23 protein-coding genes are annotated in these 24823 nt (G+C 53.1%); 5 read left to right on the top strand and 18 right to left on the bottom strand.

Going from position 1 to position 24823, the window contains the following annotated elements; translation table 11 throughout:
• Positions 1-584: 584 nt before the first annotated feature.
• From QW71_RS42075 to QW71_RS32040, 9 genes are all read right to left on the bottom strand, one after another.
• Positions 585-2423: a fibronectin type III domain-containing protein gene (locus QW71_RS42075; RefSeq protein WP_047014095.1), complete on the bottom strand. Its 1839-nt coding sequence runs from the start codon at positions 2421-2423 to the stop codon at positions 585-587.
• Between the two features lie 306 nt (positions 2424-2729).
• On the bottom strand, positions 2730-4067 hold the full coding sequence (locus tag QW71_RS32075) for a VWA domain-containing protein (RefSeq protein WP_039309223.1): 1338 nt from the start codon (positions 4065-4067) through the stop codon (positions 2730-2732).
• Positions 4068-4262: 195 nt separating this feature from the next.
• Positions 4263-4877: a 50S ribosomal protein L25 gene (locus tag QW71_RS32070; protein ID WP_039309222.1), complete on the bottom strand. Its 615-nt coding sequence runs from the start codon at positions 4875-4877 to the stop codon at positions 4263-4265.
• A gap of 292 nt (positions 4878-5169) precedes the next feature.
• The gene (locus QW71_RS32065; RefSeq protein ID WP_039309220.1) at positions 5170-6135 is read right to left on the bottom strand and encodes an ABC transporter ATP-binding protein; all 966 of its coding nucleotides are present in this window, start codon (positions 6133-6135) and stop codon (positions 5170-5172) included.
• Positions 6128-7111: an ABC transporter ATP-binding protein gene (locus QW71_RS32060; RefSeq protein ID WP_039309218.1), complete on the bottom strand. Its 984-nt coding sequence runs from the start codon at positions 7109-7111 to the stop codon at positions 6128-6130. Before QW71_RS32060 ends, QW71_RS32065 begins: the two co-directional genes overlap by 8 nt.
• Before the next feature lie 12 nt (positions 7112-7123).
• Complete coding sequence (gene opp4C / locus QW71_RS32055; protein ID WP_047014094.1) at positions 7124-8047, bottom strand: oligopeptide ABC transporter permease; 924 nt, start codon at positions 8045-8047, stop codon at positions 7124-7126.
• 15 nt (positions 8048-8062) lie between these two features.
• Positions 8063-9016 carry an ABC transporter permease gene (locus QW71_RS32050; RefSeq protein WP_039309226.1) on the bottom strand — a complete coding sequence of 318 codons (954 nt, stop codon included), beginning with the start codon at positions 9014-9016 and terminating at the stop codon, positions 8063-8065.
• Between the two features lie 64 nt (positions 9017-9080).
• The gene (locus QW71_RS32045) at positions 9081-10850 is read right to left on the bottom strand and encodes an ABC transporter substrate-binding protein (protein WP_039309216.1); all 1770 of its coding nucleotides are present in this window, start codon (positions 10848-10850) and stop codon (positions 9081-9083) included.
• 221 nt (positions 10851-11071) lie between these two features.
• Positions 11072-11974: a helix-turn-helix transcriptional regulator gene (locus QW71_RS32040; RefSeq protein ID WP_039309215.1), complete on the bottom strand. Its 903-nt coding sequence runs from the start codon at positions 11972-11974 to the stop codon at positions 11072-11074.
• 211 nt (positions 11975-12185) lie between these two features.
• Here QW71_RS32040 and QW71_RS32035 point away from each other — a divergent pair, with 211 nt between their 5' ends.
• The 3 genes from QW71_RS32035 (at position 12186) to QW71_RS32025 (ending at position 14617) form a co-directional block, all read left to right on the top strand.
• Positions 12186-12461: a GNAT family N-acetyltransferase gene (locus QW71_RS32035; protein ID WP_039309214.1), complete on the top strand. Its 276-nt coding sequence runs from the start codon at positions 12186-12188 to the stop codon at positions 12459-12461.
• A gap of 12 nt (positions 12462-12473) precedes the next feature.
• Positions 12474-13325, top strand: coding sequence for a GNAT family N-acetyltransferase (locus tag QW71_RS32030; RefSeq protein ID WP_039309212.1), 852 nt, complete (start codon positions 12474-12476; stop codon positions 13323-13325).
• 221 nt (positions 13326-13546) lie between these two features.
• Positions 13547-14617, top strand: coding sequence for an SDR family oxidoreductase (locus QW71_RS32025; protein ID WP_039309210.1), 1071 nt, complete (start codon positions 13547-13549; stop codon positions 14615-14617).
• Between the two features lie 44 nt (positions 14618-14661).
• On the opposite strand, the gene QW71_RS32020 is transcribed toward QW71_RS32025, so the two are convergent.
• The 7 genes from QW71_RS32020 to QW71_RS31990 form a co-directional block, all read right to left on the bottom strand.
• A complete protein-coding gene (locus QW71_RS32020; RefSeq protein ID WP_039309207.1) occupies positions 14662-15030 on the bottom strand; it encodes a helix-turn-helix domain-containing protein in 369 nt (122 codons plus the stop codon).
• Between the two features lie 77 nt (positions 15031-15107).
• Positions 15108-15854 carry a hypothetical protein gene (locus tag QW71_RS32015; RefSeq protein WP_047014096.1) on the bottom strand — a complete coding sequence of 249 codons (747 nt, stop codon included), beginning with the start codon at positions 15852-15854 and terminating at the stop codon, positions 15108-15110.
• 35 nt (positions 15855-15889) lie between these two features.
• A complete protein-coding gene (locus QW71_RS32010) occupies positions 15890-16342 on the bottom strand; it encodes a flavodoxin (protein ID WP_039309205.1) in 453 nt (150 codons plus the stop codon).
• 346 nt (positions 16343-16688) lie between these two features.
• Entirely contained in the window at positions 16689-17084 is a 396-nt protein-coding gene (locus QW71_RS32005; RefSeq protein ID WP_039309204.1) for a VOC family protein, read from the bottom strand.
• A 24-nt stretch (positions 17085-17108) separates the two neighbouring features.
• Complete coding sequence (locus QW71_RS32000) at positions 17109-17474, bottom strand: VOC family protein (protein ID WP_039309203.1); 366 nt, start codon at positions 17472-17474, stop codon at positions 17109-17111.
• A 110-nt stretch (positions 17475-17584) separates the two neighbouring features.
• Positions 17585-18484 (bottom strand): helix-turn-helix domain-containing protein, encoded by a 900-nt coding sequence (locus QW71_RS31995; protein WP_039309200.1) that lies wholly within the window; start codon positions 18482-18484, stop codon positions 17585-17587.
• 54 nt (positions 18485-18538) lie between these two features.
• A complete protein-coding gene (locus QW71_RS31990) occupies positions 18539-19051 on the bottom strand; it encodes a hypothetical protein (RefSeq protein ID WP_039309198.1) in 513 nt (170 codons plus the stop codon).
• Between the two features lie 160 nt (positions 19052-19211).
• Between QW71_RS31990 and QW71_RS31985 the strand changes: the two genes are divergently transcribed.
• Together QW71_RS31985 and QW71_RS31980 are read left to right on the top strand one after the other, a co-directional pair.
• A complete protein-coding gene (locus tag QW71_RS31985) occupies positions 19212-20075 on the top strand; it encodes a class I SAM-dependent methyltransferase (protein WP_039309196.1) in 864 nt (287 codons plus the stop codon).
• 3 nt (positions 20076-20078) lie between these two features.
• Complete coding sequence (locus QW71_RS31980; protein WP_039309194.1) at positions 20079-20828, top strand: RluA family pseudouridine synthase; 750 nt, start codon at positions 20079-20081, stop codon at positions 20826-20828.
• A gap of 131 nt (positions 20829-20959) precedes the next feature.
• Here QW71_RS31980 and QW71_RS31975 read toward each other — a convergent pair whose 3' ends face one another.
• Together QW71_RS31975 and gyrA are read right to left on the bottom strand one after the other, a co-directional pair.
• Positions 20960-21397 carry a MarR family winged helix-turn-helix transcriptional regulator gene (locus QW71_RS31975; protein ID WP_039309191.1) on the bottom strand — a complete coding sequence of 146 codons (438 nt, stop codon included), beginning with the start codon at positions 21395-21397 and terminating at the stop codon, positions 20960-20962.
• 680 nt (positions 21398-22077) lie between these two features.
• Positions 22078-24519: a DNA gyrase subunit A gene (gene gyrA, locus QW71_RS31970; RefSeq protein WP_039309189.1), complete on the bottom strand. Its 2442-nt coding sequence runs from the start codon at positions 24517-24519 to the stop codon at positions 22078-22080.
• Positions 24520-24823: the final 304 nt, after the last annotated feature.

Below are 24823 nucleotides of genomic sequence, written 5' to 3'. Positions count from 1 at the left end.
CTTGCTATTCAGCCAACTGAATTATGAAATTGACTCTTTTATACAACAATGTTGGATTTGGGCCGGTATGAGGAGTGAAATGTTGTATTATGTGCAGGATTTTAGGAAAAGCCAGCTAGGAACATCCGGCTAGGGGAAGCTGCCAGCTCCCTGCCCCGGAAAGCGGATAAACCGGAAATTCCTGCGACAACAGCAGCCGCCCGGAAGCGCAACTATTTACAGGCATTAAGGATTGGTTTCATGTTAAAACCCTTAAGTTTAGCCTACATAGATAAGACGCACTTAAGATTTGAGCTTGAAGCTTAGTCGTCACTGCGGTGAACATTTGGACTTCCGGCCGCTGCCCGCCCCCAGATTTCTTGATGATTACCGCTGTTTTCGCGGTGGAAATCCGGTGACAAAGACGGGCGCTATCGCTCCTACAGTTCCAAATTCCCCCTCCGCTTCTTTCGCTTTTTTTTATTTTTTTAGTGCGTCTTATATAGCTTCTTAATCATCAAAAAAACCAGGCAACCCATTGGCTGCCTGGCTACTCTTGCTTACTTCATGACAATAGTTCTATTTCGCGCCGCCGCTAACGCTGCTTACTGCACATAAGTGTAATGCGGCGAATCGTACTGCGGGCCGGATTTCTCGTAGGTGAACCAATATTCAATACTGCTGCCTGTGCTGAGGCCGCTTACGGTCTGGCGCCAGGTTCCCGAGGCAAGCGTCATGCGGTAATTCAGCTGTGCACCTCCGTTCACCTTATAGTGGACATCCACATACAGAGCGGACGTTACCGGTGTGATGAAGATGCTGGCCTCAGCAGACGACACCTTGGTTACGCCTGCCGTGTAATCCGCTGTCACATGATTGCCGCTGCCGCCGGAGTTGTTCGTTGTTACGGTCACGGCATTACTTGCAGCGGAGAGGTTGCCTGCGGCATCGGCCGCTTTTACCGTGAAGGTGTATGCCGTTGAAGCCGTCAGTCCGCTGACGGTTGCTGCAGTTCCGGTAACAGAAGCCGCCTGGGTGCCGCCACGGTACACGTAATAGCCGGTTACTCCCGTGTTATCGGTGGATGGCGACCAGCTTAGGCTGACCGTCGTGTCTGTTTTACCTGTTGAGGCCAGATTCCCTGGTACCGTAGGTGCCGTAGTATCTCCAGGATTGCTGCCCCCGGTCAGATACTGGCCGGTGAACGGGTTGAAACGGTGCAGCGAGAGGATCAGCCACCCGGTGCTCGATACACAGTTCTGCTGGGCCATCACCCAGTAGCTGTTGCTTGTACCCTTGAGGGAATAAGGGATTCCTCCGAGCGACGGGCCGCTGGTTCCCTGTTTTTTGATAATCTCCGTGTTGATGGCATTCGCCTTCGTTGTATTTCCCTGCATGTAGTAGGCAAGCGACATAAAAGCCGTTCCCTCCAGCCACACATCCGCCCCTGTATTGCCAATCTGATTGCCGTTGTCGTCATAAGCCGGGAGCACTTCATCTGTCCAGTCGAAATCATACCCGGAAAGTGTATTTCCGGCATCGTTATAGGTCAGGGTCTGCTTATAGCGCGGATTAGCCAGTGTTCCCGGTGTACCGGCCGCGTTCTCCACATAGGTCAGGCTTGCCCCGTAGTTGCGCGTTCCGTTCAGCCCGAGGGCGAGCACTCCCCAGGGATTCACATCCAGCGGGATTTTGGGATCGATCAGATTCGTATCATTCTTCCAGCCGCCCTTGAAGCGCTTAGCCGCATCATCCCAGACCACATTGTCCAGGAAGCTCTTCACACCCGTTGCCGCTGCTGTATAGGATGCCGTCTTGCCGGAATCTACAGATGCATAGTACTGCAGCACGCGGTACAGATCGATATTATGCTCCGTCGAGCTCCAGGGCTCATCCGAATTGCTCCATGCGCTCCAGCCACCGGCGATCCCGCCGTTTGCTTTGGAGTATGTCAGGCACCAGTCAAGCGCCTTGAGCGCCATCGGACGATAGCGGGTATCATTATACTGCTTCTCATAAGCCATAGCCGCCATGGCCATCCAGGATACAGGTCCGACATGCTTGCGGATTTCTTCGCCATAGCCATTGTTATACCAGTAGGAGTTCAGCCAATAGCCGGACGGGTCCTGAATGTCACGCATTTTGTTCAGCACCTTCTCGGCCCGGGTCCGTTCCCCTTTGACGATGAATGCGATGGCTGCGACGGCCTGATCATACGTATAGACGATTTGCTTGGGATTGTTCGGACCCCAGAAATCCTCGAAGCTGTCAACTAATCCGTCAAAAGCATATCCGGCCGTTGCATCCTGCTGCACCTGCAGCCAGGTCAGCGCCCGGTTTGAAGCATCACTTACCGCATCCGCGCGGGCAATACCGGCAGCGGGCAGCGAAGCGCCCAGAATCAGCACTGCGGTCATCAGGAAGAGAATCAGCTTTCTTTTCATCCATATTCCTCCTTGGTCGATCTATCACTAAAGCGTTTTCAAAGGGCGGAAAAGCGGGTGAAGCTATGCCATACCATGGTATTTATCCTCATTTTCAGCTCTGATAGCGCTTTCGTCAATCTAAAACTGGGACATTTTTACTAAATGAGGCGAAACACCCGTTCGCCCCTTTTTTCGACAAAGCGAAAGTCCTGAATAGGTTTCTGCGGAATTCGTTAATATGCATTTTTTGACAGCAAGACATGCTAAAAAAGCTCCGGAATGCTGATTAACGCTCCGGAGCCTTACTCTCATTTCAGCTGAATTCTATGAGCGCAGGACACCCTTCTCCCGGGCTTCACGCAGCCACTTGGGATACTCATTGAACAGGCGGTCGTACAAATCCTCATCACTGACCTCATCCAGATCGTCCAGCGCAAAGAAATCGGCATTATCGACATAACGGCCCTGCAGATCATCGAGCTCACGCAGCACACCATAGTCCGCGTTGCCCAGCCCGACAAATTGCCAGAAGATGTTATGCTTCGAGCTTTGGATCAGCAGCTTCGAGATCTTCGGTGTCTCATAAATCCCGCCGTCACTGAAGAACACAATGTAAACGGGCAGAGCGCCCGGCTCTTCCTTCGTGTACTTCTTGATAATATCAGCCATAACCACCGGCTCATTATTGCCGATGCCCAGCCCGCCGAACATTTTCGGCCCCGGGTATGTTTTTTTGACATAATCCTCGTACCCGTGCTCATCTACACTCGGCATCCGCTTGCTCTTGGTCGCGAAGAACCATACATCCAGCCTGCCGTCGTCATCCATGCTGGCTGCCACAGCCAGAATCCGCTCAAATGCCCGCTGAACAACGCCCTTCGCATACAGCCCGGACATGGAACCCGATGCATCGAACACAACAGCCACCCTTGCCTTCTCCTGCTCCAGATTCTTCTTGCGCAGCGAGATCCCGACCTTCTGCTTCAGCAGGTCAATCTTCGTTAAGTTCAGCGGGGGCCGGGAAGCCGTCTCCTGCGCCATGCTTCCCTGGGTTCCGCTATATGTAGCAGCAGCTTCCGGGTGACCCTGCATCACTTCTGCCGCTGCCTGGCTGCTGTTTCCGTTCTCCGGCTCTTCGTCCTCCACCTCGACTCCGTGCGCTTCAGCCAGCGGCTTCAGGCCGCCGTGAAACCCCCGGCCGACAGCTCTAAGCTTGAAGCCTTCGCCGTGACGGTATAACTCTGCCAGCACCAGCGAGGTCTCGGCATTACTCTGATTTATTTCATACACCAGCTCCGTGTTGGCCGCAGCCGCACTGATTCTGCAGCCCCTGACATCGGCAAAAGTCCCCGGGCCGTCCAGCGTGGCTGCGAAAACACATTTGGCAACCGCAGATTGCCGCAGCGCATGCAGGTTAATGGCAAACTCGCCGCTGTACTTGTCGATGGCATTGAACTCTACGATCCGCTTGGGATCGGCGGGCTGGTTGTAGAAGATGAAATAATCATCGGAGGTGACCTTGCCGTCCTCCCCGACCATGAAACAGCTGATATCCAGCTCCGCCGGTGAGCTGCTGCAGGAGATCTTCACCGTCGCCTGCGGCGAGGCTTCATCCAGCTTGGCATTGGAGCCGGTGACCAGCTTAACGATATTCAGATTCATGAATGCACTCTCCCTTACTTTCACAATGTATAATAGATGATTGCAGGATTCCGCTATTTAGCAAAAAGGAGCAGACAACTCCCTGATGAGGATATGTCTGCTCCGGTTGATCAAGCTTATGATCCGCATATCAGCCGGTCTTAACGGGCTGTGGTGCGGCTTGTCCAATGAACTGGACTATAAATACATAATAAGTTACTCTTCTGTCTTACCTTCGTCAGCTGCTTCTGCCGCTGCTGGTTCAGCAGCATCTGTATCAGCAGGCTCTTCAAGGACAAGTGGAGGTGAGATCCGCACGATCAGCGTATCTTCAGGGGTAAGGATCTCCCAGCCTTCATGCTTCGGCAGATCGGAGACCAGCAATTGATCACCGATGTCGAGTCCGCTGATATCCACCTCGAAGGAAGCGGTCAGCTTGTCCGGCAAGGTACGGATATCCAGCTCGTAGAGCTCTACCTGCTGGACGCCGCCGCTCTTGACACCGACAGGATCGCCGGTGAAGTGGAACGCAACCTTGGTGTCCAGTTCTGCCTTCATATCAATTTGCTGCAAATCTACATGGAGCAAGGAACGTGACAGCGGCTGGCGCTGTACTTCCTGAATAACCGCATTTTTGGAGCCTGAACCGGGGAATTCCACTTTCAGGATCGCCCGCGGGTTTTTGCCGAGAATCTCATTCAATGTTTTGGCTTCTGCTGTAAAGGACTGGGTATCTGAACCTGCACCGTAGACGACGACCGGTACAAGGCCTTTGCTGCGCTGGGAAGAGGTAGAGCCGGATCTTTCTGTCAAGCGTACTGTGGTATTCATGATATTCCTCCTAAAGGTTTTTTAGCGGTGCATACTTTCAGGGGCAGCTTCTGAATCTGAACAAAGCTGGCCTGCAAGCATCCGCCAAGTGGTGTCAGCATAGCTGCAAGTGATGGTTCTTCGTACAATACTGGCTTATTGCTTTGGTAATAAAAAACAAGACCAATTAGATGTCTTAAGTCTAATCAGTCTCTTATTAACCATATTTGCCTGCTGTGGAATCAGTATAGCACTGGGAAGTAGGCAAGTCAAAATAGGTGGATATTCAATTTAAATCCATATTTAATATAATTTATACTAAATGACAGGCTACAAAATGTCCACCGCCAGCGTCCCGGAACAGTGGAATCTCCGACTTACAGACCTCTACGGCGAAAGGGCAGCGCGTATGAAATTTGCAGCCTGAAGGCGGATTCGCCGGGCTTGGAATATCGCCTTTCAGCACGATCCGCTCCCGCTTCAGCCGGGGGACCGGCACAGGTACGGCAGACAGCAGCGCCTTCGTATAGGGATGCAGCGGATGCTGGAACAGCTCGTCCCTGGAGGCGGTCTCCACCATCGATCCCAGATACATCACGCCGATCCTGGAGCATAAATGCTCCACTACGCTAAGATCATGGGAAATGAACAGATAGGCAAGGCCTTTGCTCTGCTGCAGCTTGCTGAACAGATTGATAATCTGCGCCTGAATAGACACATCGAGCGCCGACACCGGCTCATCCGCAATAATCAGATCCGGGTTCAGGATCAGCGCCCGGGCAATGCCGATCCGCTGGCGCTGTCCGCCGGAGAACTCATGCGGGAAGCGGTCGATATGATAAGAAGATAAGCCGCAGGCCTCCATGGCCTCCAGCACCAGATCCCGCACCTCCCCCCTCGTGCATAATCCATGGTCCAGCAGCGCTTCGCCTATCGCATCGCCAACCTTCACTCTCGGATTAAGCGCACTGTAAGGGTCCTGGAAGATCAGCTGCATTTGCGGCCGGATCAGGCGCATGTCAGCTGCCGTCAGGCTGTGGATGTCCACTCCCTTGAACTTTACCTTACCGTCCGTTTTATCCGTCAGCCGCAGCACTGTCCGTCCCACCGTGCTTTTGCCGCTGCCGGATTCGCCGACAAGGCCGAAGGTCTCGCCCGGTTGAAGCGTAATGCTGATGTCGTCCACCGCCTTCACATGCCCCACTGTGCGGCCCAGCAGCCCTTGTTTAACCGGGAAGTACTTCTTCAGAGACTTAACTTCCAGCAGCGCTTCAGACATACACTTCCGCCTCCTCATACAGCCAGCAGGCTACCTTCTGCCCGCTGCCGGTTTCCTGCAGCTGCGGCTGGCGGGTGCGGCAGACGGCCATGCAATGTCCGCACCGGTCATGGAAGTAGCATGAAGGCTCAAGCGCAAGAGGACTGGGCACCTGGCCGGGAATGGAATAGAGCTCCTCCAGACGCTGGCCCATGACGGGCTTGGACTTCAGCAGCCCCCGCGTATACGGATGCTTGGGATTCTGGAACAGCTCTACCACACCACCCTCTTCAACGATCTGGCCGGAGTACATAACGATGACATAATCGGCCATCTCGGCCACTACGCCAAGATCATGGGTAATCAGCAGGATTGACATGCCCGAGTTCTCCTTGAACCCGCGCAGCAGATCAAGGATTTGCGCCTGAATCGTCACATCCAGCGCGGTCGTCGGCTCGTCCGCAATCAGCAGCTTGGGCCCGCAGGAGATTGCGATTGCAATCATAATCCGCTGCAGCATGCCTCCGCTCAGCTCGTGGGGATAGCTGCCCATAATCTGTTCCGGACGGGATATCCCCACCTGGGTGATCAGTTCAATGGCCCGGGCCCGGGCTTGCTTCTTGTTCATTCTGAGATGAACCAGGAGCGGCTCCATAATCTGCTCGCCAATCCTCATGACGGGATTGAGCGATGACATCGGCTCCTGAAAAATCATAGCGATCTCATTGCCGCGGATGCTGCGCAGCGTATTTTTGTCCAGCCGGAGTAAATCTTCTCCACGGAAATGTATGCTGCCGCCGGCAACCTTACCGCCGGGCTCCTCTACCAGTCCCATAACCGACATGGCAGTGACGCTTTTGCCGCAGCCGGATTCACCGACAATGCATACCGTCTCGCCTTCCCGGATACTGAAGCTTACCTCATCTACCGCGCTCACCTTTCCTTCCTCTGTGAAGAACACAGTGCTTAGACGGTCTATATTCATTAAAGGCTCCATCGTTATGGCCACCTACCTCTTCTGTTTAGGATCAAGCACGTCTCTGAGGCCGTCACCAAAGATATTAATTGCGATAACCGTGGCAAAAATCGACAATCCCGGCGGAATCCACAGCCATGGCCGGTCCTGGAAATCGAGGATATTATTCGCCGCGTCAATCATGTTGCCCCAGGTCGGCGTAGGCGGCATAACCCCCAGACCGAAGAAGCTGAGCACCGATTCACTGAGAATCGCACCGCCGATATTCAGCGTTGCCATGACGATCAGCAGCGGAACAATATTCGGCAGCAGATGGCCAAACAGCTTCCTGCGGTCGCGCAGACCCAGCACCACGGCGGCCTGCATGAATTCGCGTTCCCGCAGGCTGAGCATCTGTCCCCGTACCATCCGTGCCAGCCCCGGCCAGTTCACCATGCTTAGCATGAGCATGACGATGTACATCCGGTAATCCGCCTTAATCTTCCATTCCGAGAGCAGCGCACCGAAGATGAACAGCAGCGGAAGGCCGGGAATAGTCATCAGCAGATCGGCGATCCGCATAATGATCTGGTCCAGCAGACCGCCGTAATATCCGGCAACCGCACCGAGCAGCGCTCCAAGAAATACAGACAGCACCATTGAAGCCAGACCCACCGTGAGAGAGATACGCCCGGCCTGCATGACCCGGGTTAAGATATCACGTCCCAGCGCATCTGTCCCCAGCCAATGCTGCAGATTCGGGGCCTTGTTCATCATCGCCATATTGATTTTGTTATCCGTATACGGCGAGAAGAACGGTCCGATGAAACATAACACAAACATAAATAAGACAACCGCGAAGCCTGCCACCGCCAGCTTGTTGTGCAGAAGCCTCCGCAGGGATTGCCGGAACAGGGAAGATTTCCGCAGGTTGACCCTTGGGGCCGTTATTTCACTTACTCTGCTGTCAGCTGCCATAAGATCCTCCCCCTCCTATAACCGGACACGCGGATCAGCCACCCGGTACAGAATATCCGAGAGCAGTGTTCCGATTACGGTCAGAATAGCCAGAAACATCGTGAAGCCCATCAGCAGCGGGTAATCCCTCAGCCCGAAGGACTTCATATACAATTGGCCGATACCCGGCCAGTTAAAGATTTGCTCAATAATAATAGAACCCCCGAACAGCGCGGGCAGCTCGAAGCCGACCAGGGTAATGGCAGGCAACAGCGCATTGCGCAGTGCATGGGTGAACAGCACCTTCCGCTCCTTCAGCCCTTTGGCTCTGGCCGTACGGATATAGTCCTGCTTGAGCACATCGATCATATTGCTGCGGAAATAACGGGTTAATGAGCCCAGACCCAGCAGCGTCATGACGATGACCGGCAGGGTCATATGATGCACCACTTCTTTGAAGTAGGCGAACCCGGTTGCATTGCTGCCCGTAGTCATCATCCCCCCCGGCGGCAGCCATTTCAGGTCAACGGCCAGAATCTTGATCAGGAACAGGCCGATGAAGAATGACGGGAGCGACATCGCCGCGAAGATCGCAATCATTACCAGCGTGTCGAACCAGGAGTATTGCTTATAGGCAGAAACGACGCCGATGATCACAGCAATCAGCCAGGTGAGGAACGTAGAGACAGCGGCCAGCAAAAAAGAATTCCAGATATAATCACCAAACAGCTGAAGCACCGGCTTCTGCTGAGCAAGTGAATATCCGAAATCCCCGTGAAAAGCATTGTTCATCCAAGTCCCGTAACGTTCCAGCACCGGCTTGTTCAGGCCGTAAATCTCCCGCAGCTCCGCTTTGCGCTCTGCAGTCAGCTTAATATTTCCGGTTATGAAATCACCCGGAGTAAGTGCATACAGGCAGAAGATCAGCAGCGATGCGGCAAACAGGATGATCAGCATATACAGCATTCTTTTGGTCAGATAAGTGCTCATGATCGGCTCCTTAGGATTCATCCCCTGCCTCTTCCCATGACGCAGGCAGGGGAAGAACAATTCTTTATTTCAGAGTCCAGTTTGGCAGGCTGCCGGCAAGACCGATGAACGGACTGACCGAAAGATTCTGGATGCGGCCGTTATAGGCATATACTGTTTTCTTGTAGTTGGTGAAAATAATCGGCAGTTCATCGTTGAACAGCTGATACAGCTCTTTATAGACTGCTTTGCGCTGTTCAATATCGGTGGTCGCCAGCGCTTTGTTGTACAGCTCCACGAATTTCGGATTCTCATAATCGGTGATTTCGCCGTCGAAGAACTGCATGAAGCCGTCCGCCGGATCAGTCAGCATGCTGGTGGAGTAAGACACGAGATCATAATCCCCACTCTCCGTCTTGGAGACCAGTGAGTTGAAGTCGGCGAATATTTCAGGCTGGAAGTCGATGCCGAGCGCAGCGAAGTTCTCTTTGGCCACCGCGATGAAAATATCCGAGTTCTTGCTCTTGCTCGCCAGATAATGAATGCTCAGCGGCTTCCCGTCCTTCTCACGGATACCGCCTGCCCCTACGGTCCAGCCTGCCTCATCCAGCAGCTTGTTCGCTTGGTCCGGATCATATTTATAAGGATTGATCCCTTCCTCTGTATAAGACCAGGAGATCGGCGAAGCCGGAATGTTGGCCACAGCACCCGCGCCTTCAGCAGCATCTACATAGATGCTCTGCCGGTCCAGTCCATAGGCAATCGCCTGTCTGACCCGCTTATCCTTCAGCTGCTCATGCTTCAGGTTAACCTGCATGTAGCCGTAAGTGCTCGGGGTATAAGGAAGAATGTTCACATAACCCAGTTCCTTCAGCTTCGAAATATTCTCTTCCGTAGCCGGGAAGGACGCGTAGTCCACCTCACCCGTCTCAAGGAACTGCCAGGCATCGCCGGTCGTTGTTTTGTAGATAAAGTGCTCTGTCTTCGGTTTGCCTTTGAAGTAGTTCTCATTGGCTACAAGACGGACCTCTTGTCCGGGAATGAATTTCTCCAGCTTATAAGGGCCGTCGCCCAGCGGCTTCTCATGCAGCTTCTTGATGTACTCCAGCTGGCCGAACTTATAGTCCTTGCCATAGTAAGCCTTCGACAGCACATTGGAGCCGAGAGTCACCAGTGCCGTAGCATTGGGCTGTTCCAGCGTAACCGAGATTGTCTGAGGATCAATGACTTTAATGCCTTCTATAGTCTGGGCAGTTCCGGCTTTGTAAGCTTCGCCGCCCTTCACCTTCAGCGATGGAAGTGATGAGCCTCCGTCATAAGCTTTGTCGTACTGGATCGTCCAGGTGAACGCCACATCATCCGCAGTGAGCGGTGAGCCGTCACTGAACTTCAGGTCTTTGCGCAAGTGGAACGTATATGTAAGCTGATCCGCCGATACCTCCCAGCTCTCGGCAAGCTCCGGAGTTGGCACACCCTTGTCATCTACCGTCACGAGAGACGCATAGAGCAGTGAGGATACATTGCCGTCATAGCCGCTCTCCTGGAAATAAGGGGTGAACGCCCCGCTCGGATCGGTAAGACCAACGATGATCGTATCGGTGCGCTTCTGGGCGACTGCGGGCAGCTTCGTAAGATCGGTTGCTGTAAAAGGCTCGCTGAGCGCACCGGCAGGTACAACCGCCGGGGATGCCGGTGCTTCCGTACCGCCAGCCGCTGCACCCGGATCAGCTGTTGCTGCCGTGTTTGCAGGGGTGTCCGTGGATGCTGCATCCGTGTTGCCGTTCTCCGAGCACGCGGACAGCAGCAGGGATCCTGCGATTAACAATGAGGATAATAAAAGCGTACTTTTTCTCATGACATCATCTCTTTTCTCTCCATTTTATAAATGCTAACAATTCCTACCTACTAAGTATGATTAAAGACCGATAGTTCACATTATAGAAAGTAAAAGTTGTTCTGTAAAGAGAGAACTTGAAATTAATTCTTCCCCAACAGAATAAAAATGGATGATCGCAGCAAAAAAGCCAAAATCTTCTCCATAACAGAGAAGACTTTGGCTCTGGTGAGGTACAGACTTTATTTCAAATAAGCAAACAGCTGTTCATTCATCTGCTGAATCCCCTCAAGCCGCAGACTGTAAGAGGTGACGTTCTCCCCTTCGATATAAGCATTGAGCAGGCCGGCGCTCCGGAGACTTGAGATATGATCATGGACAATGCCCTTGGACAGGCCGGCCTGTCTGGCAATTTCCGTGAACGATTTGCGTTCTCCGCCCAGTGACTTCAGGATCTTCAGACGGCTCTTCTCGCCCAGACTGCGGAGCGTCCGGTGCATGGACGGCGAGATTTCCTCTTCGGCAATTTGAATTTTCCCGGCATAGTGGCATATCGTCAGCGGACCAAAATTATAGATAATATTGATCGGCTGGAAGTGAAACTGCGGGATCAGCACAAGCCTGCGCAGACCGTCACCCGGCATGAAATAGAATCCGTTTGTAGTCTTATTCACAAAATCGGCTACCGGGCTGCCGTCCAGTGCCTGTCTCCGTTCCTCCGCATGCCGCTGCAGCTTCTTAATGATGTCCGGACTGCAGCTGCTGAAGTATTGCCGGTTCCACTCCGACAGCAGGAAGACCATGCGGCTGCGGTACTGCTCCATTTGTACCGGGAATATACTGACATAACCTGCGAGAGCCTCGTACATCTCTCCTACGGACAGGCCTTCCAGCCACTCCAGCACACGCTCCACGCTGTCTTTGTCCGGACACAGATAGATCAGCAGATTAAGCAGCTTCCAGTCATTGTCGAGATCTGTCTCCTCCAGTGCTTCCAGCAGCCCGGGGCTTAAGCCGCGTGATACTTCTGCCGCCCAGGGTGTACCCAGATCTATCTTTTTACTTCCCTTCTTGCATATAAACGTATGTATGCTGCTGATTAATTCATATACCGGCTGAAAATGAACCTCAACCTCGTAATCCATGGCTATTCCTCCTGATGCAACTTCTATTCGTTACAGCGTTAGTGCCTTAATCTTAGGGCATCGGGAAGCCAATGTGCAAGTCATTCCGCTTTTACTGACCTTGTATGGAATACGCATGTTATATTGCTGGCATTCCTGCCATGCCTTTTCTCGCTTTTTGCCGGGCAGGGTAGTAAAATATAGGCAATACACCGGAATGGAGTGAAGAAACATGGAACAGATTGCTAAGGGAGAAGGACGTTTCTATATAGCTGGTGACGGTAAGGACCTTGCCGAGATTACATACAGAACGGAAGAGGCTACAGGTAACCTCGTGATTGATCATACCTATGTCTCCGAAGAGCTGCGCGGTCAGGGTGCCGGGGAGAAGCTTGTGCGGGCGGTCGTTGACCTGGCCCGGGAAGAGAAAGTTAAAATTGTGCCTGAGTGCCCGTATGCGGCCCATCAATTCGAGAAGCACACGGAGTACCGGGATCTGCTGACATAGGGGGAAGATAGATTGACTACGGCTGATACACTGAAAGAAATAGAAGAACTGCAGCAGCGCTGCGAGCAATATGAAGGCATCACACTCAAACTGAATTGGGACATGCTGCGGCTGCCGGCGGGAACAGGCGGAGTGGAATGGCTGGTGACCTATGAAGAGGAGCTGCTGGTCGGCTTCATCGGGTTATACAATATCGGCGGAGACATGGAAGTCTGCGGCATGGTACGGCCGGGATACCGCCGCCGGGGCATCTTCAGCTCACTCTGGCAACGGGCACAGACCCTCATCTCACGCAGTAAGATTAAGACGCTGCTGTTGAATACGCCCGCGGCCTCAGCCTCAGGTACTGCTTATCTGAAGACACTGCCGCTGGAATTCAGCCACGCGGAATTTCAGATGAAATGGGATGGCGCAGCCAAGAATCGGGGGGCCTCTGAAGCAAGTTCAGCCGCCGGTAACGTTATGCTCCGGCCTGCACGTGCCGATGAGACTCCGGTGCTAATCGCCTTCGACTGCGACGGATTCAACATGACAGAGGAAGACGCCGCCGAAACGTACACGCAGCTTGAGCTCGAAGGCTCCCAGGAGCATATCATTATTGAGATGAACGGACAGCCTGCCGGCAAAATGCGGCTGTGGTCCGAAGACAACGAGACCTGGATTTTTGGTCTTACCGTAGACAAGAATCTGCGCGGCCTCGGCATCGGCCGGAGTGCCCTGATGCAGACTATTGAACGGGAACAGCGGAATTACAACGGTGTGAACCTTGAGGTTGCCCTGGATAATCCCAATGCGCTGAAGCTCTACGAGAGCTGCGGGTTCGTCATTCTGAACCAGCAGGATTACTACCGTTCTGCGCTCTGAACCTTGAAGCATCATTGTTAGCCGGCTGAATAACTGTTCCGAATTACAGTAATCTGACTGTCAAGCATTCTTTCCTCCGGGCCGGGCCAGCCCTCAGGAAAGGATGCTTTTTGTTGTCCTTATGTTACCTCAAGGTTACTATATGACCTCAAAGTGCGTACTGTTCAGCACTCCTGAGGCAATACATAATGATGGCATACTTTGGCGAAGGAGAGCTGCACATGAACCCTATGGATTCAGACTTACGTAAAACAGCACTTGTAATCGGCGCGAACGGCGTCATAGGGCGCAACCTGATTGATCATCTGGCTGCGCTTCCCGATTGGGATATCATCGGCGTGTCGCGCCGCGGAGGGCTGGACACCAGCCGTGTGCGTTATATAGCTGCGGATTTACTCGACCCGTCGGAGAGCCGGCAGAAGCTTGGCGGCTTGGCGGAGGTGACGCATATTTTCTATGCCGCCTATCAGGACCGGCCTACCTGGGCAGAGCTGGTCGCTCCTAATCTGGCTATGCTTGTTCACGCGGTTGAAGCGGTTGAACCTGCGGCGCACCGGCTCCGGCACATCAGCCTCATGCAGGGATATAAGGTATATGGCGCCCATCTTGGCCCGTTCAAAACACCGGCACGCGAAACTGATGCCAATCATATGCCGCCGGAATTCAATATTGCGCAGCAGGATTATCTGGAAGAGAAGCAGTCTGGCAAAAGCTGGACCTGGTCGGCGCTGCGGCCTTCCGTCGTCTGCGGATATGCTCTCGGCAATCCCATGAACCTGGCGATGGTAATCGCCATTTATGCCTCCATGTCGAAGGAGCTGGGGATTCCGCTGCGCTTCCCCGGCAAGCCGGGCGCCTATCACAGTCTGCTTGAGATGACAGATGCCGGTCTGCTAGCCAGAGCAACGGTGTGGGCAGCAACGGAACCGCGCTGTGCCAATCAGGCCTTCAATATCACCAACGGCGATCTGTTCCGCTGGAACGAGCTATGGCCCAAGATTGCCTCCAGCTTCGATCTGGACACGGCGCCCCCGCTCCAGATGTCCCTGTCAATGGTTATGCAGGACAAAGAGCCGCTCTGGAACCGGATGGTCGAGAAATACGGGCTGGAGCCGAACAGCTATGCTAGTGTCTCCTCGTGGGCATTCGGTGATTTCGTATTCTCCTGGGACTATGATTTCTTTGCCGACAGCACCAAATCACGCCGCGCAGGGTTCCTTGAGTTTATGGATACGGAAGCAATGTTTATGGACATCTTCGCGGATCTCCGCAGCCGCCGGATCATTCCCTGATCCGCGCAGAACAGCCGGTCTCTGAAATTCAGAGACCGGCTGTTCTATTCTTCCTTCTGCGGTTGGGAGAGCACAACTGCCGTATCCCCGTACACCCTATAGACATGGGCATCGCCCCATCTGCACATCAGATGCAGAATCTCCTTGAGGCTCCAGCCGTAGTCGGTCAGCTCATACTCCACTCTGGGAGGCACCACATTATACGAGGTTCTTTTGATCACCCCGTCCGCTTCCAGCTCCCGCAATTGCTGCGTCAGCACCTTCTGTGTAATGAACGGCATTTGGCTGATGAACTCCCCGTTGCGCTTCTTCCCAAAGGTGAGCAAGAACAAAATGACCGGCTTCCACTTGCCCCCAATCACTTCGAGTGTCGCTTCCACTCCGGTGTTGTAGGTTCTAATTCCTTCAGACATGGGCCAAGGACACCTCCTGTGTCTTAACCATATCTTCTTTGAACGCCCCCTGCAAGGATTACGCTGAAGTTCCCGGTCTACATCAGCCCGTATCCGCGAAAGATAGGCTCATCCCGGTCGTTCCGGCGGCTGCCGTATTTCATGCAGCCTTCCGCATGCTCTTCCCGTTCCAGGAACACAGACAGCAGACGCACATAGTCGAGCGACTCCTGCAGCGGGATACCCGCTCCGTCAAAGATATGCCGGCGTCCATCCAGAAGCGAATAGATTCCGATCGTCTCTGCCGGTTTCCCGTATGCCTGATGACAGAAGACGCTGGCCATATGCAGAAATCCGGTGATGACATCTTCATTCCCGCTCACCATGAATTTCTGGATATTCAGACAACGCCCCTCCTGCCCCGAGCTCCAGGCGAGCTGAAAAATCATCGCCAGTTCAATTTCAAGCTCCGGCACAGGAACATGCCACTGTTCATACAGCATCACCGGAATCTCTCCGGTGTGATTGCCGGCAACAATCCGCATCAGCTCATCGGCAACCGCTTGCTTGATATCCCAATAATGCATCAGGGAAGGAAAAGCATGACCCTTCGGCGGCCAGCGGCGCTCCAGCAGAAATTGCACAGGCGTCTCCCGGCGCACCTCAGGCTGCAGACTGTAGAAGTCATTTAGCGTATGTCCGACCGCGTACTGGACCTGCTGTCTCCAGCGGGGAACTCCCGTGGCCGGAGCTCCGCTGCCGTTCATCTCCGCTCCGCCCAGCATGATATGCTCCATCCGGAAATCATTCAGCCGGCTGTAGCGGACAGTCCCTGCATCCTGCATCTTTCCTGCGAAGCATCCTGCCCCGGCGCCCATCCTTAAGAAACCGCCGCGCAGGTCTCGATGAACTGGCGTCCGAAGCTGCGGCAGGCGTCTTTCTCTGCTGCGTTCGGCCCGTACTCAATCTTCAGACTGGCCTGTACGATCTCAGCACCGCGTTCCTTCAGCTTCTCTTCAATCTGATCAACCGCTCCGCAGTAGATTTCATAACCGGTATCTCCGCTTCCGAAGGCGGCAGCCTTGCAGGAGCTGAGGTCGAGCTCATCCATCTCTTCATAGAAGTCAAGGAATTCATCCGGCAGCTCGCCGTCCCCCCATGTATACGCACCCAGCAGCACAGCCTCGTAAGCCTTTATCTCATCCGCATTGCAGTCAGTGACCGATTTCAGCACGGCCTCTCCGCCTGCCTGGCGTATCCCTTCCACAATCAGTTCAGCGATTTCCTCCGTATTGCCTGTCAGGCTTGCATATGCCACTAGCACCTTAGCCATCACTCTGTCCTCCCAAGGTAAATATGAAATGTATTCTGTATAGTCCATCTCAAAAGGCCACCATGTTTTACTAATCTCATTCTATTTGATAATGATTATCATTGTCAATATTTTAAAAGCTGGCCGCTCCGGGAAATTAGGCATACTTGTCCCCGATAACAGAAGCAGCCGTCTATTTGATAATGATTATCATTGTCAATATTTTAAAAGCTGGCCGCTCCGGGAAATTAGGCATACTTGTCCCCGATAACAGAAGCAGCGGCAATGCCGGACTTGAACTGCTGTCCGGCATTGCCGCTAATCTTTATCCATATTTTCAGATGAAATGCATAGAAGAATGCCAAACCTATTCTCCCTTGCCGTCCGAACAAATTTCGATAAGATTCCCCTCCGGATCAGCGATATAACAGATTCGCAGTCCATACGGTTCAGTTGTAGGCGGGTACACCGATTGGACGCCGGCCTCCATCAGCCTGTCATATTCCAGATCGACATCTGCAAAGTGAGGCACATTAAAGGTGATCTCCATCGTACCGTTCAGCCCTCCGGGATAGTCAAACTTCCGAGATAGCTGGCTCTCGAACAGCTCACGTTCACACAAATTGAAATAGATGCCCTCAGCTGTTCTGACTCCCGTAAACCCGCCGCCGTCATAGTCCAGCTCCATCCTCATCAAATCTCTGTAGAACCGGACCATCTTCTCCATATCATCCACACACAGTGCGATTGCTCCCAGCTTCATGCCCTAACCTCCACCGCAAATGGATTAATATCCGCCTTCCAGCAGGGTAATGCCGTTGCCGTCCGGATCACGGAAATTCATTTCTTTCCCGCCGTATTCCATTGTTACCGGAGGCTGACAATCCAGTCCTTTCCCCTTCAGCTGCTCATAAGTTTCGTCCAGGCTGCTGCAGGAGAACACCAGATTCACGGCTCCCGTCGTAAGCTTTTCCCACTTGCTCTCATCCCATATAATGATCCCCGGCTGGCTGCGGTCGAAACCAATCTTCGCCCCGTCATACTGGCCATAGCCTTCAAACGGAATAGGGACTCCCAGTACCCCGGAATAGAATGCCGCGAGCGCCGCCGGGTCCTTGCTGTACAGATTGATGCCGTCAAAACTTGTAATCATAACTTAAATCTCCTTCCGCTCAATAGCTGTAGTATGATCCGGCTGTGGTTAGCCTGTCTGACCTCATTGTACTTCTGCCCTGCCAGGCTTGTATTGCAAAAAAACGACATTCAGCTCCGCGCATAGCTCAGCGCATCCAGCGGTGTTCTGCCGGCAAATTTCCGGAAATTGTTGATGAAATGCGATTGGTGGCTGTAGCCGTAAGCAAATACAATATCCTGCAACCCGCCTCTGTGCAGCGGTGTCCGGTACAGATCCAGCCAGACATTCTGGAAGCGGACAAGATCTGCCACTTTTTTGGGCGGAAGTCCGATATGCTGGCGGAACAGGCGTTCAAGCTGGCGGCTGCTGAAGCCTGAGCTAAGCTCCAGCTCCCCTGCACTCACCACCCCGCGGGACTTAAGCATCCTGTGGACAGCGTTCATCATCCCGTCACTGCTGCGGCCGGCATTCTCCAGCCTGCGCAGGAGGAATAATTCTGCCATGGCAATGCGTTCCGACATCGTATGTGTCCCCCGCAGCTTGTCTCCCAGCTCCCTGCGGAAGGAACGGAAGTATTGCTCCACCGGAACGTGGACATTCAGTACATCCTGCAGCTGCTCATCTGCAAACAGATGAACTGCCCAGAAATGAAAACGGATAGCGAAACGCTGTCTCCCCGCAGGCTGCCGGGCTTGTCCCGCCTCAAACGGGGTGTCATTAATGCCGCAAAATATTCCGTCAGCCTCCCCTGTACGTTCATCCCACTCCCATATGATATCCATACAACTGTCCGGAATGATCGTTTCAGTCCGCTTACGCAAGATACTTTTACTTTCACTTTCACTTATAACTGCTCCGTTATGCCCTTCTGCAATTTCAACGGATTGCGCTTCCTGCTGCTCACCCGGCAGCGGTACAGTCCCCCAGAAACAGCGGATGTACGGCTGCAGCAGCCTGCCGGGCAGATACTCGCCGCCCCCGGCCGGGTTCGCGGTGATCGGGTAATACAGCTCCGAGAGGTTGAACATAGCATCCGGCCTCACCTTCGTAATGCTTAGGCAGCAGAGGACGGAATTAGCCGTTCATCTGCGCCTAAGCTCATATATTTTATAACCGCCTGTAGTAACTTCACTATTTGGTTTGATTTTGTCATGAAGCCTGATATCTTCAGAGAACTGTTTACTAATTCCGCCGGCCGTATAAGATATGTTCATATGCAGCACCGACCGTCCGGTAAGTCTCAGATCTTCAATAACGCCTCCGCCTTCTATGGGCATTACATCACTTACAATGAATGGCTTGCTTGTTGAAGCTAAATCGATAACTTCAACCCCGTCAATGGCTCCATTAAGTATCACATTATCAACCGTAGTATCACCGCCGGTCAGCTCCAGAAACCAGCCTCCGGCCAAATAAACAGCATGAGGCGCTGCGGCCAGATTTATATTTTGTACGGAGAAATCCTCTGTAACGACATCTATCCGGTATTCTTCAAGCCCGCTGTGCAACGTAATCTGATCATACACAATCAGTGCAAGAAGTGCCAGCAGTACTACCAGCCCGATCACCCTGTACTTTAGCTTCGTAATTTTCATGGTTCAGCCTGCTCTCCTATACTTTTTTGGTAATATTATACACCGGCGAACTCTTGGCTAAAATGAGAATAGTCGCAGCTTTGCAACCATTATGTTTGTAGCAGCGTGCTTATATGTTGTACAATAAAGGCTAAATGACTTTTTGAAGGATGGATTAATAATGTATATAGCAAGTGACTGGAAGGACTATGAAGTGATTGATACCGGAGGCGGAGAGAAGCTTGAACGCTGGGGCGATATTATGCTGCGCCGCCCGGACCCGCAGATCATCTGGCCGCTGGCCAGCGAGAGTGCCAAATGGCGTGATGTGCACGGACACTATCACCGCAGTTCCGCCGGGGGCGGACAATGGGAAATGAAGAAAAGCATTCCGGATGACTGGAAAATCAGCTACGGCAAGCTGAAGTTCCATCTCCGTCCAACGAACTTTAAGCACACGGGTCTCTTCCCTGAGCAGGCAGCCAACTGGCGCTGGATGATGGACAAGATCGCTGCGGCTAACCGCCCGATTTCCGTGCTTAACCTGTTCGCATATACCGGCGGAGCAACCGTTGCAGCGGCTAGTGCCGGAGCCTCCGTAGTTCATGTCGATGCCGCTAAGGGCATGGTTCAGTGGGCGAAGGAGAATGTTGCCTTGTCCGGGCTTGCCGACAAGCCGGTCCGCTACATTACAGATGATGTGTTCAAGTTCGTGCAGCGTGAACAACGCCGCGGCAGCAAATATGATGCAATTATCATGGACCCGCCTTCCTATGGAAGAGGCCCGGGCGGTGAAATGTGGAAGCTCGAAGCCAGTCTCTATCCGTTCCTGGAGAGCTGCATGGAGATTATGAGCGACCGGCCTTTGTTCATGCTGATTAACTCCTACACTACAGGCATTTCGCCTACCGTACTGCGCAATATGCTGTCAATGACCATGGGCAAGCGCTACGGCGGCAAGCTTACCTCCGGTGAGATCGGACTGCCGATTACATCCTCCGGCATGAATCTGCCTTGCGGAATTCTGGGCCGCTGGGAGGCGTAAGCCATGACCGCGCAGAACAACGGAACAACCGGGAAGTCCGGCAGCGGACAGTCCCGGTTCGAGATTTTATATGAGGACAACCATCTGCTCGGCATTGTGAAGCCCGTTAACATTCCGGTGCAGGAGGATGCTACAGGCGATGCGGATCTGCTGACCCTGCTTAAGGAAGATGTGAAGGAACGTTTCGCCAAGCCGGGGAATGTCTTCATGGGCCTCGTACACCGGCTGGACCGGCCTGTAGGCGGTGCGATGATCTTCGCCAAAACCTCCAAGGCAGCCTCACGGCTGTCTGAGAGCGTCCGCACCCACGCCTTCCACAAAGTGTACCTGACCGTCGTTCATGGCAAGCCCCCTGCATCCCAGGGCCGGCTGATTAATACGCTGCTGAAGGATGAGCGGAGCAACACGGTCAGTATTGTCCGCAAAGGAACACCGGGCGGCAAAGAAGCGATTCTCGATTATACGGTGCTCGGCAGCGCTGAGGGCTACACCTTGCTCAAGATCGATCTGCTTACCGGACGCTCCCACCAGATCCGCGTACAGCTGAGCGGCATTGGCTGCCCGCTGTACGGAGATCAGAAGTACGGGGCCGCAGTGAACAGACCCGGACAGCAGATTGCGCTGTGGTCAGCACTGGTCGGGTTCCCGCATCCGGTGACCAAAGAGGAAGTTGAATTAATCTCCCTGCCTCCACAGACCCATCCCTGGAATCTGTGGACCCCGCAGAACCAAAAGCAGGCCAGAGGAAGTTGAATTAATCTCCCTGCCTCCACAGACCCATCCCTGGAATCTGTGGACCCCGCAGAACCAAAAGCAGGCTATCCGGTAACGGATAGCCTGCTTTTGCGTGTATGCATATATATGAGGTCAACACTGGACATCTATTAAGGAGTCGAACCTTCCGGAGCCGGTGCGGGAGCTACCGCCATCTTCCCCATCAGATAGAGCAGCAGCTGCTGGTTATGTGATGAAATGGGATCGAGCGCTTCGGCAAAAAAATCACTGCGGATCTTCAGTCCGCGCGAGGTCTCGTTCTTGCCTGTCTCGGTGATGCTTACCCAGACGATCCGCCTGTCGGAGGCATCGCGTTCACGGATAATCAGATTATGCTTCTCCATCCGGTCAAGCAGCATAGTTACAGCCGCCGGGCTGGTGGCCAGATGCGGAGCCAAATCAGAAGGTTTCATCGCGTCACGTTCCTGCAGCAATTCCAGTACGGTAAGCTGGGCATCGGTCAGTGTAGGGGCAAGCTTGCTATCCATATGTAGCTTATAGTCCTTTAATATCTTATGCCAGATTTTACTGAATTCAGTGGAGTGCACACTTATTCCTTCCTTTCCCTGCGGATCTCTATCCGGTATACCTAAACATTTTCGCGAAAAAAATTCCATTTCCTGCAAAAGAAAAAAATAAAATCACGGCCGCTAGTGAATTTAAGGTACGTACTTACAGATTTCTCAATGAACCCGGTGTTTGTTGTGGTGATGGAGTGTCACTGAACCCGCTGTTTGTGGTGGAGATGGAGTGACTGCTGGTTTGACGAAAATTCTGCACCAATTCCTGCACGAAATACAACATTCCCCTTATGATATCGGCCTTAATCTAGAATTGTTGTATGAAAGGCAGCATTCCCCATCTATAAAGGACCTTAGCGGGGGTTATTCTTGTATTTCATACAACAATACCTATCATTTCCCTGGTATCCATGTATCACAGTTGTAATAACTGCAACATTAGGCATTCTATACTCTTTTTGACGTGACTCGGAGCAAACAGTGTAATTTTCCGCTGCCTGACCAAACTTGTAAATCCCGCTAATACAAATAAACGGCGTTCGGAGCTCTATAGACCAGAGCAGCCGAACGCCGTTTAAATTATTTAATATTATAAGCTTCTGCCCCGGCTATTTAACTGCCGGGTACAGGCTGATGGTTCGGAGCTCTATAGACCAGAGCAGCCGAACGCCGTTTAAATTATTTAATATTATAAGCTTCTGCCCCGGCTATTTAACTGCCGGGTACAGGCTGATGATCTCATCCTTCTTCTCGACAGCAACCAGCTGCTTGCCGATGGAACGGCGCTCACCAAGCGGTGCCGATTCAGAGGAGAAGGCATGAACCGCACCGCTCTGGGTGATGGCGGTCAGCTCCAGCGGCTCCTTGCAGTAGAAGGCCCCCACAAGTCTGCTGCCGTTCGGGCGAACCCGTTTGCCTTCTTTGAACTCGAATGTCGGCATCCCTTTGCCTCCGCGGCTCTGTGAAGGGTAATCCAGCAGCAGAGAGCGTTTGGCGTAGCCAATCTCGGTAACCGCAAGAATCTCCCCTTCGTCCTCACCGACCCAGAAGCTGGAGACGACTTCGTCGCCTTCACGCAGTTGAATCCCTCTTACCCCTGTGGCCACACGGCCCATAGGGTTGACTTCACTCTCCCGGAAGCGGATACTCATCCCTTCACGGGTCACAAGCACGATGTCCTTGTCTCCGCTGCTCAGCGCCACTGTAATGATCTCATCACCGTCAGCTACCTTACAGGCGGCAACGGCTCCGGAACGGCTTGTAGAGTACTCCTTGAGCTCTGTACGCTTCACCTGTCCCTTACGGGTGACGAAGACCAGACTTGCCAGCGGGTCCTCCAGATTGCCGACCGGCAGCACACTGACAATGCCATCGCCCTTGGCGAGGCCGATCACGTTCACGATCGCGGTACCAGGCTCCTTCCATTTGAATTCCGGTATCTGATGAACCGGAAGCAGGAAGTATTGGCCCTTGCGGGTGAACACAAGCAGGCTGTCCCGGGTATTCAGGTCCAGCAGCCTGACGATATGGTCGCCGTCCTTGACACCCGATGAGTGGCGCTCTCCGCCTGAACGGGTGAAGGATGGCATGCCTGTCCGCTTGATATAACCACCCTCTGAAATGGCGACCAGCACATCCTCCGCATTCACGAGAACCTCCATACTGACCTTCAGTTCCTCCACTTCACCCTGAATCAGCGAACGGCGGTCAATCCCGTATTTATCACGGATCTCCAGCAGCTCTTTGCGGATGACGGCAACCAGCTTCTTGTCACTGTCCAGAATGCCCTGCAGGACAGCAATCTTGGCATGCATCTCATCAAGCTCCTTCTGGAGCGAATGAATCTCCAGATTGGTTAAGCGGTACAGCTGCAGGGTAAGGATGGAATCGGCCTGGCGTTCGCTGAAGCCGAACATCCACACGAGATTATTCTGGGCATCCTGGCGGTTCTTCGACGCCTTGATTGCGGCAATCACTTCATCCAGAATGTTCAGAGCTTTAACCAGCCCTTCCAGGACATGGGCCCGGTCCTCTGCCCGCTCCAGATCAAACTGGGTGCGGTGGGTAACCACTTCACGCTGATGGGCGATATAGGCTTCAAGGATCGACTTCAGGCCGAGCTGCTGCGGAGCCTTGTTAACGATGGCCACCATGTTGAAGTTGTAGGTGATCTGCAGATCGGTTTTTTTGAGCAGGTAGGCCAGAATACCATTCGCATCGGCTTCCTTCTTCAGCTCAACCACAATCCGCAGCCCTTCACGACCGCTCTCGTCGCGGACTTCGGCAATGCCTTCGATCTTCTTCTCCAGTCGGATATTCTCCATGGAGGTCACGAGCCGCGACTTCACAATCTGGAAAGGCACTTCGGTGATAACGATCTGCTGCTTGCCGCCGCGCAGGTTCTCAATCTCTGTCTTCGAGCGCAGGTAGATGCGGCCTTTACCAGTACGGTACGCGTCCATAATGCCGTCGCCGCCCATAATCGTTCCGCCTGTAGGGAAGTCGGGACCTTTGATGAAGGTCATGATGTCCTCCAGCGCGATGTCCGGCTTCTGCATGACAGCGATACAGGCATCGATGACTTCCCGCAGGTTATGCGGCGGAATTTCCGTGGCAAACCCGGCAGAGATCCCGCTTGTCCCGTTGACAAGAAGATTCGGATAACGGGATGGAACCACGACCGGCTCCTTTGCCGTATTATCGAAATTGTCCTTGAAAAGTACGGTGCGTTTCTCAATATCACGCATCATCTCCAAAGCGATTGGAGACAGGCGCGCTTCTGTATAACGCATAGCTGCTGCAGGGTCATCATCCATCGAACCCCAGTTGCCGTGTCCGTCGACAAGCACATGTCCCATCTTCCAGGGCTGAGCCATCCGGACCATCCCGTCGTAGATCGAGGAGTCTCCATGGGGATGGTAGTTACCCATGACGTCACCGACTGTTTTGGCCGACTTGCGGTATGGCTTATCCGGCGTGTTGCCAGAGTCGTACATCGCATACAGAATCCGGCGCTGCACGGGCTTCAGCCCGTCGCGGACGTCCGGAATCGCCCGGTCCTGAATGATATATTTGGAATACCGGCCAAATCGGTCACCAACGACCTCTTCCAGAAAAGCCGGCAAAAATTGCTCTGATAAACTGCTCATTCACTTTTCACCTTCTGTTCCTCAATCTGTCCACGTTTGTAATGATTGATGATCTGACTGCTGAGCGCCTGGGATATTCGATTCGTATTGCCTCAAGGCTCTTAAGAATAAAACTAAACAAATCAGTGTTAAGCCGTAACTGCGGTGAGTTTTGGACTTCCGGCCGCTATTGTATTTAGATTTCTGATTCATACGCTTAATATAGATTGAACTTAAAATAATTCCAATGGGGATGTTGTTCATAACTGCGGTGGATATTTGGACTTTCGGCCGCTGTTGTCACCAGATTTCTTGATTGTTACCG

The organism is Paenibacillus sp. IHB B 3415, assembly GCF_000802655.2.
GTDB classification, from domain to species: domain Bacteria; phylum Bacillota; class Bacilli; order Paenibacillales; family Paenibacillaceae; genus Paenibacillus_AQ; species Paenibacillus_AQ phytohabitans.
This window is presented reverse-complemented; position numbering and strand designations above follow the sequence as displayed.

Coding starts and splice junctions, on each gene's coding strand:
- QW71_RS42075 (WP_047014095.1), bottom strand. CDS start 2,423: ATGAAAAGAAAGCTGATTCTCTTCCTGATGACCGCAGTGCTGATTCTG.
- QW71_RS32075 (WP_039309223.1), bottom strand. CDS start 4,067: ATGAATCTGAATATCGTTAAGCTGGTCACCGGCTCCAATGCCAAGCTG.
- QW71_RS32070 (WP_039309222.1), bottom strand. CDS start 4,877: ATGAATACCACAGTACGCTTGACAGAAAGATCCGGCTCTACCTCTTCC.
- QW71_RS32065 (WP_039309220.1), bottom strand. CDS start 6,135: ATGTCTGAAGCGCTGCTGGAAGTTAAGTCTCTGAAGAAGTACTTCCCG.
- QW71_RS32060 (WP_039309218.1), bottom strand. CDS start 7,111: ATGGAGCCTTTAATGAATATAGACCGTCTAAGCACTGTGTTCTTCACA.
- opp4C (WP_047014094.1), bottom strand. CDS start 8,047: ATGGCAGCTGACAGCAGAGTAAGTGAAATAACGGCCCCAAGGGTCAAC.
- QW71_RS32050 (WP_039309226.1), bottom strand. CDS start 9,016: ATGAGCACTTATCTGACCAAAAGAATGCTGTATATGCTGATCATCCTG.
- QW71_RS32045 (WP_039309216.1), bottom strand. CDS start 10,850: ATGAGAAAAAGTACGCTTTTATTATCCTCATTGTTAATCGCAGGATCC.
- QW71_RS32040 (WP_039309215.1), bottom strand. CDS start 11,974: ATGGATTACGAGGTTGAGGTTCATTTTCAGCCGGTATATGAATTAATC.
- QW71_RS32035 (WP_039309214.1), top strand. CDS start 12,186: ATGGAACAGATTGCTAAGGGAGAAGGACGTTTCTATATAGCTGGTGAC.
- QW71_RS32025 (WP_039309210.1), top strand. CDS start 13,547: ATGAACCCTATGGATTCAGACTTACGTAAAACAGCACTTGTAATCGGC.
- QW71_RS32020 (WP_039309207.1), bottom strand. CDS start 15,030: ATGTCTGAAGGAATTAGAACCTACAACACCGGAGTGGAAGCGACACTC.
- QW71_RS32015 (WP_047014096.1), bottom strand. CDS start 15,854: ATGCAGGATGCAGGGACTGTCCGCTACAGCCGGCTGAATGATTTCCGG.
- QW71_RS32010 (WP_039309205.1), bottom strand. CDS start 16,342: ATGGCTAAGGTGCTAGTGGCATATGCAAGCCTGACAGGCAATACGGAG.
- QW71_RS32005 (WP_039309204.1), bottom strand. CDS start 17,084: ATGAAGCTGGGAGCAATCGCACTGTGTGTGGATGATATGGAGAAGATG.
- QW71_RS32000 (WP_039309203.1), bottom strand. CDS start 17,474: ATGATTACAAGTTTTGACGGCATCAATCTGTACAGCAAGGACCCGGCG.
- QW71_RS31995 (WP_039309200.1), bottom strand. CDS start 18,484: ATGTTCAACCTCTCGGAGCTGTATTACCCGATCACCGCGAACCCGGCC.
- QW71_RS31990 (WP_039309198.1), bottom strand. CDS start 19,051: ATGAAAATTACGAAGCTAAAGTACAGGGTGATCGGGCTGGTAGTACTG.
- QW71_RS31985 (WP_039309196.1), top strand. CDS start 19,212: ATGTATATAGCAAGTGACTGGAAGGACTATGAAGTGATTGATACCGGA.
- QW71_RS31980 (WP_039309194.1), top strand. CDS start 20,079: ATGACCGCGCAGAACAACGGAACAACCGGGAAGTCCGGCAGCGGACAG.
- gyrA (WP_039309189.1), bottom strand. CDS start 24,519: ATGAGCAGTTTATCAGAGCAATTTTTGCCGGCTTTTCTGGAAGAGGTC.